The organism is Anabaena catenula FACHB-362, assembly GCF_014698735.1.
Classification (GTDB): Bacteria; Cyanobacteriota; Cyanobacteriia; order Cyanobacteriales; family Nostocaceae; genus Anabaena; species Anabaena variabilis_A.
On sequence record NZ_JACJTQ010000001.1, the window covers coordinates 334,930 to 349,448 of the forward strand.

Here is a 14,519-nt window from a genome sequence, read left to right on the forward strand (position 1 = left end):
ACATAATTCTGTAATTACAGTATATAATGTTTGTGCATCTTCTCAGTAATGTTAGCATAATATTTTGTCTCAATTGTAGATACATATTGAGCTTCTTGTCTAAAAATTAGAATCTAGAGAATCTTGAATATTTATATAGGAAAAGTATATGGAATCTAGAGAATCTATTGATTTAGACTTTGGTAAATACTTATTGATCGTCAAACGCCAGTGGCTACCTGCTACTACTGTATTTATCGCTACAGTTGCCCTTAGTGCCTTAGCTACTACTCGTCTGAAGCCATCCTACGAAGCTGGAGGAAAATTATTATTCAAAATCCCCTCTTTTAACGTAGTAGGTTCTAATCTCCTCTCTAGCAAATCTGAAGGTTCTGGAGATTTAACATCTCTAGTATCTACTCAAAACCCAATCAGCACTCAAATGGAGGTGATTACTTCCCCATCTATCTTACAAACAACTATAGACAAATTAAAACTCAGAAATGACGAAGGTGAACCCCTAACACCTGACAAGCTAAAATCAGCATTGAAACTAAAAATCATTGGTGGTACAGATGTATTAGAGATTACATATAAAAGCCGTAATCCTAAAGAAACAGCGGCGGTAGTGAATAAAATTATGAATGAATTTTTAGAAAATGATATTCTATCCAATCGGGTTGAAGCGGAAGCGGCTCGTCAATTTATGGATAGACAGCTACCCACAAATCAAAATGCTGTTCGCAGAGCCGAAGCATCTCTCCGCAGATTCAAACAAACCAATAACATCGTAGACCTTTCAGAAGAAATCATATCAGCAGTTAAAGTTATTGGTATTTTAGACGAGCAAATTAATAATGTTAAAGCTGAACTAGCTCAAGTAACAGCCCAAACTCAACAACTTAATCAGCAATTAAATATCACTTCCAAGGAAGCGATGGCTATGAGTGCTATCAGTCAATCTCCTGCCATACAAGGTATTCTGACACAAATTCAAGATACGGAAAGACAATTAGCAATAGAAAGTAGCCGTTTTCAGGATAATAACCCGATAATTACTAGTCTAGAAGCAAAGAAAGTCAATTTAAATAATATCCTCCAACAGCAAATTCTAGCAACTGTTGGTAGTGAGATCAAAGTTTCTCCAGGGCTATTGCAGATTGGAGAATTAAAGCAAACTCTGATCCAAGATTTTATACAATCCGAAGTGCAACGTTTGGGGTTAAATCAAAAATATATCTCTTTATATAAATCCCGCTCTGCCTATCAACAACGACTGAAAGTTGTACCTCAGTTAGCAGAAAATCAGCGCGAGTTAGAAAGGAAAGTTGAAGTTGCCCAATCAACCTATCAAACCCTTTTGAAAAAGGTTCAAGAATTACAGGTAGCAGAAAATAATAATACAGCTAATGCCAGGATTATTGCTCAGGCTAAAGTTCCTGAAAAGCCAGCAGGAGGGAAAAAAGTAATTGTATTAGCCATAGGAGTGTTGTTTGGAGCTTTCCTTGGTACTACTACTATTCTCTTGCTAGAAATGAGAGATAGGTCTTTAAAAACCCTACAAGAAATCAGAGATATATTTGGATATACCTTACTAGGAATTCTCCCCTCATTATCTAAAAAATCTCTTTTCTGGCATCAAAATGCAGACTCTACAACTCCAGAAATTGCTGCTAAAGATGCACCTCAATCTTTAACAAGTGAAATGTACCGAGTTACTCAAGCTAATCTCAGACTATTGAGTTCAGATACAGTAATTAAAAGTATTGTCGTTACTAGTTCTATTTCTAAAGAAGGTAAATCTACAGTGGCAGCTAATTTAGCCACAGTTATATCTCAATTAGGACGCAAAGTTTTACTAATTGACGCAGATCTAAGAGTTCCTACTCAACATCATTTCTGGCAGATAAGTAATTCACCCGGATTAAGTGAGGTTTTAGTTGCCCAGGTTGAATACAGCAATTCTATCTTTAGGGTAATGGATAATCTTGATGTTTTACCTGCCGGTGTTAGACCTCCCAACCCTTTAGCTTTACTAGATTCTAAACGCATGGCTGCACTAATTGAAGAGTTTTCATCGGCATATGATTTTGTAATTATTGACACTCCTCCTTTATTAGTTGGTGCTGATGCAGTGACTGTCAGCCAAATGACAGATGGTATGTTGTTAGTAGCTCGACCTGGGATGATTGATTATCATAATGCTAATACTGCTAAAGAAATGTTAAAACGTTCTAATTATAATGTCTTGGGTTTATTAGTTAATGGCATCATTGAGAAAAATGAGCCTAATAATTATTTCTATAGTCCAGAAGAATATTATTCTGCTTCTAAAACTGTAACCAAAAAAGATCGGATTAAGGCATGATTATTTGGATAGTTATCAGATTTTGAACATTAAATTATGCAATTTAGTGAAATTATCAGTAAATTAAGCGACACGATTACAGGCCACAGCCTGATTATTAACCCAGAACAAAACCCAGAAATTACTGGGGTAGCACCTTTGGATGAATCTAGTAGCGGTACAATCAGCTATGTAGAAGGTGCAAAATTTGCTTCCTTAGTCAGTTCTACGGGTGCTAGTGCTTTAATTTTGCCCCAAAATGAACAATTGCAGATGCAAGCCACAGAAAGGGGTATTGCCTGGTTATCAACCCCAGAACCAAGATTCTTGTTTGCAAAAGCGATCGCACTTTTTTATCAACCATATCGTCCAAATCCAGATATTCACCCTACCGCAGTCATTCACCCCACAGCCAACATCGGTAATGATGTTTATATTGGCGCTCATGCTGTGATTGAATCAGGGGTAGAAATTGGCAACGGTGTAGTTATTCATCCCAATGTGGTAATTTATCCAAATGCGAAAATAGGCGATCGCACTACCTTACACGCTAACTGTACCATTCACGAACGTACCATCATCGGTGCAGATTGCGTAATTCATAGCGGTGCTGTCATCGGTGCAGAGGGTTTTGGCTTTGTTCCCACCCGCACAGGTTGGTTGAAAATGGAACAATCTGGTTACACTGTCTTAGAAGATGGTGTAGAAGTGGGTTGTAACTCTGCTATTGATCGTCCCGCAGTGGGGGAAACCAGAGTCGGACGCAATACCAAAATTGACAACTTAGTGCAGATAGGACATGGCTGTCAAATTGGTGCTGGTTGTGCGATCGCTGGTCAAGCAGGTATGGCTGGGGGCGTGAAGGTGGGAAATCGGGTAATTTTAGCTGGACAGTCAGGGATTGCGAATCAGGTCAAAATTGGAGATGGTGCGATCGCATCTGCTCAAGCTGGCATTCATAATGATATCGCACCAGGAGAGATAGTTTCCGGCTCTCCCGCAATGCCACACAAACTATATCTCAAAGTATCTGCTGTTTATAGTCGTCTGCCAGATATCTATCAATCTTTGAAACAATTGCAACGTCAATTAGGGAAAAAGTAGCCGATTAAATCTACATTCCTAAATAGTTTCTGGGAAGCACTGCTAAATAAAGTAGAGTTTCCCTGCCCGATTACAATACAGATTGACAGATGCGATCGCGCAGCGCCTCCTCAAAAAATTAAAGGTTGGTAGACAATCGTCCGTAGACTTTAGATTTACTTTATCTCTAACTTACCAAAAAGCAATTTCTTGTGTGTCTACCGCAGGAAGTATATAAACATATTTATAAAATAACGTAGGATAGATGTTAAAAATATATATTTCATGAGACATTTTACAACACATGAAAATATTACAAATCAAATAAAGAGGTACATATTAGTAGTGGCTAAAAAACATAATCAAAAAAATACTTGGAGACAAGAAATAAATGATATTGTGCGTGGTACTTGTGGAGGTTTTTTATTTGGTATTCCACTAATATATACTATGGAAGTATGGTGGATTGGATCGCTAGCAAAACCAAGATTGATTGTTATAGCGATTGTCTTAATGTTTATTGTAGTTCTTTTACTCAATTATACAGAGGGTTTTCGTAAACGCAGAAATAACTGGCGAGTTGATGAAGCAGCGATAGATACTGTAGAGGCAATGGCAATTGGATTTGTTTGTTCTGCATTTATGTTGTGGTTATTGCAAGAAATTACGCCAGCAACCTCATTGAAAGAATCCCTGGGTAAAGTTGTATTTGAAGGTGTACCATTTACCCTAGGTGTGGCATTAGCCAACCAGTTTCTTCAAGAAGGTAATCAAAATAATTCCATATCAATCACTCCTCAAGGTAACGGTATCAGCAAACATAAGCAAAATGGTTTACACGCCACATTGGCTGATTTAGGTGCAACTCTCATTGGTGCAATTGTGATTGGTTTTAATATTGCACCAACCGATGAAATTCCTATGTTAGCAGCTGCCATTTCACCCCCTTGGTTATTGGTGCTAATGGCTGCATCTTTAGTGATTTCCTACGCTATTGTCTTTCAAGCTGGTTTTTCAGACCAACAAAAACGCAGACAGCAAAAGGGGATTTTTCAGCGTCCATTAAGTGAAACTACCATATCTTATTTAATATCTTTGCTAGCAAGTGGATTAATGCTATTTTTTTTCCAAAAAGTAACTTTGGCAGATCCCTGGATGATGTGGTTAGAACATACTCTAGTATTGGGATTACCTGCAACTATTGGCGGTGCAGCGGGTAGGTTAGCAATATGATAGAAACAGAACCAGAACGTTCTCTAGCTGAGTGGATAACATTCGGCATTGCTTTATCTATTCTCGCAGTCGTTATTAGCTTAGTAGGGTATATGTGGCTAAATGAAAAAAATCAACCTCCCATTTTGTCGGTGCATAAAAAACAAATGATTCGAGAAATTGATGGGAAATTTTATGTTCCCTTTGAAATAGTTAATACTGGTGGTGAAACTGCTGAATCAGTGCAAATTATTGCTGAGTTACAAATTGCTGATAAAGTTGTTGAAACAGGAGAGCAACAAATTGATTTTTTGTCTGATGGCGAAAAGGAAGAAGGAGCATTTATATTTAGCCAAAATCCGCGTCATGGTCAATTAACTGTGCGAGTTGCTAGCTATAAGTTGCCATAATCCAAATATTTCTCAACATTAAGATTATCGCTGTTGTTGATATTTATTTGTTGGGTTTCATTTTATTCAACCCAACCTACAGCGCTTTAAATAAAACTGTCTGAATCAGGATTTCCAGGATTTAAGGATGAACAGGATGAAGTCAGGGATTTGATCACAAATTACCTTTTTCCCTGCCTCAACTAGATAACTAGCAACTTGGGTTATTAAAATCCCAATTTTTCTAAAACTGGTTTTGTAGAAACAATATGTCTTTCTAAACCCAATTCTTTGGGACTAACTCCTAACGCCAAAGCAATTAATTGAGGTAAATGTAAAACTGGTAAACCTAATTTTTTCTCAATTACCTTTTCTACTTCTGGTTGACGAGAATCTAAATTAAGATGACACAAAGGACAAGGGGTAACAATACAATCAGCACCATTTTCTAAAGCATCTTGAATATGCATTCCCGCCATTTTAAAAGATTCATTCGTAGCATAGCTAGATAAAGGCCAACCACAACATTGAGTACGACCACGATAATATACAGGTGTTGCACCTACTGCCCGAAACATATTTTCCATCGCTTCTGGCTGGAATGGATCATCATAGGGCATAGATTTTTGCGCGCGGAGGAGATAACAGCCATAAAAAGCTGCACATTTTAACCCACTTAACTTGCGGGTGACACGGTTGGTAATTTCCTCTAAACCATAATCTGTGACTAAAGCATAGAGAAGATGTTTAACTTCTGTACTACCGCGATAAGGTGAACAGCCTTCTTTTTGTAACAATCCATTAACTTGATTGAGATAGGCTGGGTTATTGGACTGACATTCTTTCAAACGTTCATCAACATGACCAATTACACCTTGGCAAGTGCTGCAATGAGTCAAAAGAGGGAGATTTAATTCTTCTGCTAAAGCGATATTTCTGGCATTAACTGTATCTTCCAACAATTGGGAATCTTCTTTAAACGTACCCGAACCACAGCAAGCGGCTTTTTTTAATTCAATTAGTTCAATACCCAGTTTTTGGGTGAGTGCCTGCGTTGATAAATATAGTTCCCGACAAGCACCTTGAGCAACACAACCGGGATAGTAAGCGTATTTTAGCGTTTGAGATAGCATAGAATTATGTTTGGGTTAGAGCGATCGCTCTAGATAATTACAAAGATCATTACTGAAAGCCCTACGGCTGTAACCCCCCTCATCATATCGTTGATTGAGAATGGATACTTTATTTACGCCGTATTGTACTAGCAAGGCGCAAAGTTGTGGAAACAGAGAAGAACAATTGGAACCATAACTTAGAAAACAGAAGCTTGAGGGCGCTAGATCTAGTACAAAACGGCAAGCAGTCAACAAATCCTTAAAAATTCCTGAAAAGCTTGTGTAATCTGGTTTTTAAATTTTTAATTTGTAATTTTTAATTCCGCGCAGCGGTACTAGTTGTTTCGGTTCAGCCAATACTGGGACAGCAAGTAGCCAAATCTGACGAGGAACAGCGGCTAGAATTTTCTTTGATGAAAAACCCACAGCGGTATACGGAAGATCACGCTTTCCGATAAGATGTATATGCTCAAAAAAACATTTCCCATAAAGAGCAAATCATAGCAACTGGTTAAGGACTTTATATCTATGAGCCAAGCAGATATTTTTGATAAGGTAAAGAAAGTTGTCATCGAGCAACTAGACGTTGAATCTGAAAAAGTTGTACCTGACGCTAATTTTGTCAACGATTTAGGAGCAGATTCCCTAGATATCGTGGAATTAGTGATGGCTTTGGAAGAAGAATTTGAACTCGAAATTCCCGACGAAGCTGCTGAAAAGATTTTAACGGTACAAGAGGTAGTGGATTACATTAACAGTAACGTTGCTGCCTCAGCCTAAAACTGTACTGAGTCTTGAGGAGCCAGTGCATTGAGTTTTGACAGTACCGTGGGTGGGTTTCCTGACTTGAGGTAACTTTGATCGGCGCTGCTGACTGATAGTAACTGGCATTGCTAAGTGCTGAGTATATAAACTCTAGACTTTTCTTGAGAAAAGAATCGAGTAAAAATGATCAAACCAATAGTAAACTCTTGACTCAGGACTTAGAACTCAGCACTCTTGATTGTTCTGCCTGCTGCTTTTTCGCCACCTTTAACTGAATCATGACAGACTATAAACGTAAACGCGTTGTTGTAACTGGTGTTGGCGCGATTACACCTATTGGTAACACACCATCTGAATATTGGGAAGGATTATTAAGTGGACGCAATGGCATTGACTACATCACTGCTTTTGATGCGTCTAAGCATGATTGCCGCATTGCGGGTGAAGTGAAAAACTTCGATCCACATGACTACATGGAGCGCAAAGAAGCCAAGCGGACGGATCGGTTTGCTCAATTTGCGATCGCGGCTGCTAAACAGGCTGTGCGAGACGCGCAATTAGTTATCAATGACCTGAACGCAGAACATATAGGTGTCATGATCGGCTCAGGCGTTGGTGGGATTAAAGTGTTGGAAGATCAACAAACTATCTACCTAAATCGTGGGCCTGATCGCTGTAGTCCGTTTATGATCCCGATGATGATCGCCAACATGGCAGCCGGGTTAACGGCAATTCATACTGGTGCTAAAGGTCCAAATTCTTGTTCTGTAACAGCCTGTGCTGCTGGTTCCAACGCCATTGGGGATGCTTTTCGCCTGATTCAAGGGGGATATGCCCAAGCAATGATTTGTGGGGGATGTGAAGCAGCAGTTACACCATTATCTGTGGCTGGGTTTGCCGCAGCCAGGGCGCTTTCGACTCGCAATGATGATCCGGCTCATGCTTGTCGTCCTTTTGATCGCGATCGTGACGGCTTTGTCATGGGTGAAGGTTCAGGAATTTTAATTCTCGAAGAACTAGAACAAGCCTTGAGTCGAGGCGCTCGTATTTATGCGGAAATGGTGGGCTATGGTATGACCTGTGACGCTTACCATATGACCTCCCCAGTCCCCGGAGGCTTAGGTGCTGCTAGAGCGATGGAACTGGCACTCAAGGACGCAGAACTCACACCAGAAATGATAAGCTACATCAATGCTCATGGGACTAGCACCCCAGCTAATGATGTTACGGAAACAGCAGCAATTAAGAAGGCTTTGGGCGATTATGCCTATCAGGTAGCAATTAGTTCCACCAAGTCAATGACAGGTCATCTTTTAGGTGGTTCAGGAGGAATTGAAGCAGTGGCTACAGTCCTAGCGATCGCTAATGACCAAATTCCCCCCACCATCAATCTAGAAAATCCTGACGAAGGGTGTGACTTAGATTATGTACCTCACGTGAGCCGCGCTCAAACAGTAGCGGTAGCACTATCCAATTCTTTTGGATTTGGTGGTCATAATGTCACTCTGGCTTTTAAGAAATACCTCTAATAACTTAAGTTGCTAGTAAGGTAACAGGTAACAAGTGACAGGTGACAGGTGACAGGAAGAAATTTACCAATTACCAATTACCAATTACCCTGCCTGAAATAAACGAGCGGAAAGTATCTAAGATATCATTCCCATCGGCACTAAGGGTTTGGCCTGACCAAATTATTAGCTTTATTCATCACCAGAAACTCAGAAGATCCCGCTTGTCCATCGACAAGGGAGAATGGGATGATGAGGATAGTGGGATCGCTTTAAAATGACCCCAGCAAGAGAAAGCTACAAACAATGTTAACCCATCGTTAAAAACAAGAGATTATGGCTGTTGCAACCCAATCCATCCAAGAACTTTGTATTAATTCAATTCGATTTTTGGCTGTTGATGCCATAGAAAAATCCAAATCGGGACACCCTGGACTGCCAATGGGCGCGGCTCCGATGGCTTTTGTCCTTTGGGATAAATTCATGCGGTATAACCCCAAAAATCCCAAATGGTTCAACCGCGATCGCTTTGTCTTGTCCGCTGGTCATGGTTCAATGTTGCAGTATGCCTTGCTGTACTTGACAGGCTACGATAGCGTTACCATAGACGACATCAAGCAATTTCGTCAATGGGGGGCTAAGACCCCAGGCCACCCCGAAAATTTTGTCACAGATGGTGTAGAAGTAACAACAGGACCTTTGGGTCAGGGAATTGCCAATGCAGTTGGTTTAGCCGTAGCAGAAGCACACCTGGCTGCTAAGTTCAACAAACCCGATGCCAAAATTGTTGACCACTACACTTATGTAATTCTTGGTGATGGTTGCAACATGGAAGGGATTTCTGGTGAAGCTGCTTCCATCGCAGGACACTGGGGATTAGGTAAACTCATCGCTCTCTATGACGACAACCACATCTCCATTGATGGTTCTACAGATGTAGCATTCACAGAAGACGTTTCCAAACGATTTGAATCCTACGGTTGGCAAGTTCTGCACGTTAAAGATGGCAACACTGATTTAGAAGGAATTGCCAAAGCCATCGAAGCAGCAAAAGCTGTCACCGACAAACCCACCATGATTAAGGTGACAACCACCATTGGTTACGGTTCTCCCAACAAACAAAATACCGCTGGTATTCACGGTGCTGCTTTGGGTGGAGATGAAACAGCTGCAACCCGCAAAAACTTAGGTTGGGAATATGAGCCTTTTGTAATTCCTCAAGATGCCCTCAACCACACACGCAAAGCAGTGGAACGTGGTGCAGCTTCCGAATCCGAATGGAATAAAACCTTTGCAGACTACAAAGCTAAGTACCCTACAGAAGCAGCGGAATTTGAGCGCTTCGTTAGTGGCAAATTACCAGACGGTTGGGATAAAGTATTACCTACCTATACCCCCGCAGATGCAGCATTACCCACCCGCAAACATTCAGAAATTAGCCTCAACAAACTAGGGGCTGTTTTACCTGAATTAATTGGTGGTTCTGCTGACTTAACCCACTCCAACTTGACCGAACTCAAAGGTTTTGGCGACTTCCAAAAAGGACAATTCCAAAACCGCAACATTCACTTTGGGGTGCGGGAACACGCAATGGGTGCAATCTGTAACGGTATGGCACTGCACGGTTCTGGTTTAATTCCCTACGGTGCAACCTTCCTGATCTTCACAGACTATATGCGGGCTGCTATTCGTTTAGCTGCTTTGTCTGAAGCTGGCTCAATTTGGGTAATGACTCATGATTCCATTGGCCAAGGTGAAGATGGTCCCACACACCAACCCATTGAAACCCTCGCTTCTCTGCGGGCGATTCCTGACTTGACTGTAATTCGTCCCGCAGACGGAAACGAAACCTCTGGTGCTTACAAAATAGCGATCGAGAAGTCTAAGGAAAATGCTTCCACTTTATTGGCGTTCACTCGTCAAAACGTTCCTAACTTGGCAGGTACATCTATTGCAGGTGTGGCTAAAGGCGGATATACAATTGTTGATTGCCAAGGGACACCAGATATCATCTTAATTGGTACTGGTTCAGAATTGAGCCTCTGTGTTAGTGCAGCGGAAAAATTGACTGCTGAAGGTAAGAAAGTTCGTGTTGTTTCTATGCCTTCTTCCACCTTGTTTGATACACAAGATGCAGCTTATAAAGAATCTATTCTACCTAAAGCTGTTACCAAGCGTCTATCTGTAGAAGCTGCTAGTAGCTTCGGTTGGCACAAGTATATCGGTAGTGAAGGCGACACCGTAAGTATTGATACCTTTGGTGCTTCCGCTCCTGGTGGTATTTGTTTGGAGAAGTTTGGCTTCACTGTTGATAATGTGTTAGCTAAAGCCAAAGCATTGTTGGGTTAATAGCAACAGTATATTCTCTGAATGTGTGGGGTGGGCTAAAAAGCTCACCTTTTTTTGATAATTGCTTTTCCCAATTACCAATTCTCCTATCATATAGATGAGTTTTTACTACAAGCAAAGCAGCAATCGTCTTCCTGCTGGCCTATATAGACGCAACAACTATCCCGAATATTCCTAAGCTCGGCTTTCAAATCATCTATGAGCTATATATTCTTTTGCTGAATGCCAAACCAATTCAAATAAACCTATCTACCATAGTCAGGTAGAATATCTTCCACATCCCGCAGCAGAGGTACAAAGAAACCTAAGAAACCAACCAGCAACATACATAGCGCACAAATCACATACAACAGCGCAATTCCTGCACCACTACCAGACCCAAATAATCCTCCAAAAATGCCAACTAGAACACCCTCTGATTGCAAGGCAGGTGTAAAAACACGATCTGCTAATGGACCGGCTATTAGGTAGCCTACGGCAGATGCTATCTGTAAAAGTAGCGATCGCGCCGCAAAAACCCTTCCTTGCACATTTGGTGGTACTTTCGCTAACCAAATAGCAGTATCCGAACTGCCCTTTAAAGGGAAAGTTAAAGAAGAACAAAATTGTGCAGAAATCCAAACCCAAGGTGTTTTACCCAAACCGAAAACAATTTTACTTACGCCTGCACCTATCATCCCCAGTAAAACGCCTTTGATTTTCTGTCTGAAACCGCCCCAAGTGCTAACAATAATCGCGCCTGTCACACCACCAAAACCAGCCGCAGAAGCCAAGCTACCTAGCACTAAAGTATTATTATTAGTGCGTGACAAAATCATTGGTGTATATAGGGAATTGCCAATGTCATGGGGTAGCCAAAATAATAAGTTAATGATTAACAATGCCAGTAAGCTTTTATGGGTAGTAATGTAGCGCCAACCACATCCAAAATCTTGCCAAATACTAGCTATTTTTTCATTTTCTGTTGTTGGTGGCGGTTGAGGAATACTTACTAAAAATAAGCTGCTAATTGCTATGACAAATGTAAAGATATCAATCAGCCAAATTCCGATAAAACCAATGACTGTGTAAAGATATCCCGCTAAAGCAGGAGCGATAATTTTACTGCCGTAACCGGATAAAAATTCTAGACTACTAGCGCGGGTATAGTGTTGTTTAGGAATCATCAGTGATACTGATGCCGAGTATGCCAAAGATTGAAATTGATTAAAGGTTCCAACAATAGCACCTGTTAGATAAAAGTGCCAAATTTGTAAATTATTGGTGAGATGCAACAACACAATTATAATTGTGCTGAGAACTGCAACTGTATCACCCACCATCATTAAAAGTTTGCGGTTAAATTTGTCTACAATTACACCACTGATGGGAGTAATAATAATACTAGGTAGCAGACTAAAAAAACCTACCAGAGTAAGTGTTGTTGCTTTACCTGTAATTTCCCATGCCCAAATTTCAATCGCAAAACCGGTCATATTACTACCGATGGTAGACACTAATTGACCAAGCCAAACAATGAGAAAATTACGCATACTGGCTGGGTTTGGTTGTTGTGGCATTTTGATGTGAAGGGAGTGAGGAATAGGGAATGGGGAATTTTCTGGTATTAATATGATTTCAGTCAGTTTATGTCATGTATTGCTTGATTTGTGCAATTCGTTCTTGCGGTTGCATCAGAGGACAGTTTGTGCATTTTTCATTGCATGGAGGAATGAAGGTGTATAAGCAGCAGGTGAGTCGGACTGTGGTTGTAGTTGGTAAACCGGGTTCGTTGAGTTGTTCGGTGCGTACTAAGTTGTAGAGGGGATTGCGTCCCGGCATGACTGAACTGTAGAGTTGTTCATACAAGATGGAATAATCTGTTTGTATTGCTTCTGAATTTGTATATTGGCTGAGTTTGGCAAATTGTCTTTCAGAAGCGTTAACTGCATTACCCCACATAGTTTTTTTGGAGAGTTTGGTTAAGCTATGAACACGGTCTATCATTGGGACTAGATTATGCTGAAATAAGCCAGTAAATACAGCTTGGTGTAAAGCTTCTACGCTATTTACTATTTTTCCTGGGTAGTCTTGGGGAATGAGGATAGGCGATAGCGTACTCCTTCGGGGAAGCAAGCTACGCGCAGCGTGTCGCGCCAGCAACTCAGCTGACTGAAGGTATCGCTGAGGATAAATTACAGTACCACTCAGGTCATGAAACCATAACGCCTTGGGTTTACCGTCTTCCAACACAAAACTCACATTGTCAAGCCCAGCATCTAACCCTACCCCAGCCCAAGTCATCAAGGCTAAAACACCTGGTAATGTTTTCCAGCTATATACTTTGTTCCAGATAGATGCAGTAATGCGAATGTCTTGAGTTTTTTGGTATATATCACTTGCTTGCCATTGAGATAAAAGTCTATTTGGTTGTAGGTAATCATTCAGTGAGATCACCTCAGCACCATCAGGAGGCTCAGTCAAAATAATGCAATCTGTATAGAAACTATCTAAATTACTTTGAGCAAGAGTAAATATTTCCATTAAGAAATTCAGCACACTTTTGTTACCTAGTTGTTGAGACATTTGTTTGCACTGTTTTTCTCTCATTATGATTAACTATCATGAATTTTTCAGTAAATATTTAAACAAATCATCTAAAATAGCATTTGCTGACAGAATATTGCCAAATATCCAGTAACTAGAATCAACGGTATATACTTGGTTATTTTTAACTACATTCAACTTTTGCCATAACTGGCTATTCTGATATTTTTGAAAAGACTCTTCAGCGCCAGGGTCTAATGCTACAAATAAAATATCTGCTTCTAGTAAATCTAAACGCTCTAAACTAACTGAAACTAGAGGCTGATTTTCATTATTAGTAAGTTGATTTTGGGTCTCTGGTAGAGGTATTCCCACCTCCGTAATTAGACTGCCAGGGAATGAATACTTGGTGCGAAATTCTGTAACTTGGTTGCCAGCATAAAAGCGGCTGACGGAAACTGTTGTTTTTTTGAGGTTATGATTTATAATTGTTCGTAATTCTTGAACTCTTTGTTGATATTGCTCAAGTACTTTTTTTGCTTGTTCACTTTTACCTGTTATTTCAGCAATACGTGATAAAGCATCTTTCCAACCAGTTTGAATGTAATCAAGTGTAACTGTCGGAGCTATTTGGGAAAATAACTTATATTCCTCTCCATTAATAGAAAACCCCAAAATTAAATCTGGATTTAACTGTACTATTTTTTCTATATTCGGTTGACTATCCTTTCCTAAAGAAACTATCCCCTCAGCTTTTTGAGCAAACTTTAGTATTTTGCTACCTGCTATATTAGGCTGTGTTGCTGCTATTGGTTTTAAGTCCAGTGCCAGCAATGCTTCCATAGATGTTTCATCTACAGCAATAATGCGTTGAGGTTCTAAAGGAACACAAGTTTCTCCCCAATTATGCTTGATTACTTTGCACTCAGACGCAACTAAATTTGCCTTGGTTAATTCTGTGATTTTAGTGAAATTGCTATAGCAACCCTGTACTAAAATAACACTCAAAGTAATGAGAAAAACAAGTTTGATATAACGATAACGATGTAAGAATTTTCTCATTATCTAAATTACAGTTTAGTTTTTGTAGGGTGTGTTATGCCGGAGGCTAACGCACCGCGATAATTAGTGTTACATATTTACAGTCTCTCAAATAACTCCCTCCTTAACATACTTTTTGTCTTGGCGGTAAGCTGTTGTGCATCTACGTTATTCATCCCTAATTTGGACAACGTTCGATAATGTA

Annotated in this window: 11 protein-coding genes; 7 read left to right on the forward strand and 4 right to left on the reverse strand. The window is 40.1% G+C overall.

All coding sequences use genetic code 11. The features are described from left to right. The first annotated feature begins 148 nt into the window (after positions 1–148). From H6G68_RS01620 to H6G68_RS01635, 4 genes are all read left to right on the forward strand, one after another. Complete coding sequence (locus H6G68_RS01620) at positions 149–2,347, forward strand: GumC family protein (protein ID WP_190905026.1); 2,199 nt, start codon at positions 149–151, stop codon at positions 2,345–2,347. 36 nt (positions 2,348–2,383) lie between these two features. Beyond that, entirely contained in the window at positions 2,384–3,430 is a 1,047-nt protein-coding gene (lpxD, locus tag H6G68_RS01625) for a UDP-3-O-(3-hydroxymyristoyl)glucosamine N-acyltransferase (protein WP_190905027.1), read from the forward strand. A 324-nt stretch (positions 3,431–3,754) separates the two neighbouring features. Further along, a complete protein-coding gene (locus tag H6G68_RS01630; RefSeq protein ID WP_339327826.1) occupies positions 3,755–4,642 on the forward strand; it encodes a TIGR02587 family membrane protein in 888 nt (295 codons plus the stop codon). After that, positions 4,639–5,031 (forward strand): TIGR02588 family protein, encoded by a 393-nt coding sequence (locus H6G68_RS01635; RefSeq protein ID WP_190905029.1) that lies wholly within the window; start codon positions 4,639–4,641, stop codon positions 5,029–5,031. Before H6G68_RS01630 ends, H6G68_RS01635 begins: the two co-directional genes overlap by 4 nt. A 206-nt stretch (positions 5,032–5,237) precedes the next feature. On the opposite strand, the gene H6G68_RS01640 is transcribed toward H6G68_RS01635, so the two are convergent. Beyond that, positions 5,238–6,143, reverse strand: coding sequence for a CoB--CoM heterodisulfide reductase iron-sulfur subunit B family protein (locus H6G68_RS01640; RefSeq protein WP_190905030.1), 906 nt, complete (start codon positions 6,141–6,143; stop codon positions 5,238–5,240). Between the two features lie 510 nt (positions 6,144–6,653). On the opposite strand from H6G68_RS01640, the gene acpP reads away from it, so the two are divergent. The 3 genes from acpP to tkt all read left to right on the forward strand — a co-directional run bounded on the left by acpP (position 6,654) and on the right by tkt (position 10,747). Next, the gene (gene acpP, locus H6G68_RS01645; RefSeq protein WP_190905031.1) at positions 6,654–6,905 is read left to right on the forward strand and encodes an acyl carrier protein; all 252 of its coding nucleotides are present in this window, start codon (positions 6,654–6,656) and stop codon (positions 6,903–6,905) included. A 263-nt stretch (positions 6,906–7,168) separates the two neighbouring features. Next, positions 7,169–8,419 (forward strand): beta-ketoacyl-ACP synthase II, encoded by a 1,251-nt coding sequence (fabF, locus tag H6G68_RS01650; RefSeq protein ID WP_190905032.1) that lies wholly within the window; start codon positions 7,169–7,171, stop codon positions 8,417–8,419. Between the two features lie 315 nt (positions 8,420–8,734). Beyond that, positions 8,735–10,747 (forward strand): transketolase, encoded by a 2,013-nt coding sequence (tkt, locus tag H6G68_RS01655; protein ID WP_190905033.1) that lies wholly within the window; start codon positions 8,735–8,737, stop codon positions 10,745–10,747. 245 nt (positions 10,748–10,992) lie between these two features. Here tkt and H6G68_RS01660 read toward each other — a convergent pair whose 3' ends face one another. The 3 genes from H6G68_RS01660 to H6G68_RS01670 all read right to left on the reverse strand — a co-directional run bounded on the left by H6G68_RS01660 (position 10,993) and on the right by H6G68_RS01670 (position 14,335). Further along, entirely contained in the window at positions 10,993–12,306 is a 1,314-nt protein-coding gene (locus H6G68_RS01660) for an MFS transporter (protein ID WP_190905034.1), read from the reverse strand. A 67-nt stretch (positions 12,307–12,373) separates the two neighbouring features. Further along, complete coding sequence (locus tag H6G68_RS01665) at positions 12,374–13,312, reverse strand: ferric iron reductase (protein WP_190905035.1); 939 nt, start codon at positions 13,310–13,312, stop codon at positions 12,374–12,376. Positions 13,313–13,348: 36 nt separating this feature from the next. After that, the gene (locus H6G68_RS01670) at positions 13,349–14,335 is read right to left on the reverse strand and encodes an iron-siderophore ABC transporter substrate-binding protein (RefSeq protein WP_190905036.1); all 987 of its coding nucleotides are present in this window, start codon (positions 14,333–14,335) and stop codon (positions 13,349–13,351) included. Positions 14,336–14,519 lie beyond the last annotated feature (184 nt).

Excerpts from the sequence above, each read along its gene's own strand:
- acpP (WP_190905031.1), top strand. The coding sequence starts at position 6,654 with ATGAGCCAAGCAGATATTTTTGATAAGGTAAAGAAAGTTGTCATCGAG.
- fabF (WP_190905032.1), top strand. The coding sequence starts at position 7,169 with ATGACAGACTATAAACGTAAACGCGTTGTTGTAACTGGTGTTGGCGCG.
- H6G68_RS01665 (WP_190905035.1), bottom strand. The coding sequence starts at position 13,312 with ATGTCTCAACAACTAGGTAACAAAAGTGTGCTGAATTTCTTAATGGAA.
- H6G68_RS01635 (WP_190905029.1), top strand. The coding sequence starts at position 4,639 with ATGATAGAAACAGAACCAGAACGTTCTCTAGCTGAGTGGATAACATTC.
- H6G68_RS01640 (WP_190905030.1), bottom strand. The coding sequence starts at position 6,143 with ATGCTATCTCAAACGCTAAAATACGCTTACTATCCCGGTTGTGTTGCT.
- H6G68_RS01670 (WP_190905036.1), bottom strand. The coding sequence starts at position 14,335 with ATGAGAAAATTCTTACATCGTTATCGTTATATCAAACTTGTTTTTCTC.
- H6G68_RS01660 (WP_190905034.1), bottom strand. The coding sequence starts at position 12,306 with ATGCCACAACAACCAAACCCAGCCAGTATGCGTAATTTTCTCATTGTT.
- tkt (WP_190905033.1), top strand. The coding sequence starts at position 8,735 with ATGGCTGTTGCAACCCAATCCATCCAAGAACTTTGTATTAATTCAATT.
- lpxD (WP_190905027.1), top strand. The coding sequence starts at position 2,384 with ATGCAATTTAGTGAAATTATCAGTAAATTAAGCGACACGATTACAGGC.
- H6G68_RS01620 (WP_190905026.1), top strand. The coding sequence starts at position 149 with ATGGAATCTAGAGAATCTATTGATTTAGACTTTGGTAAATACTTATTG.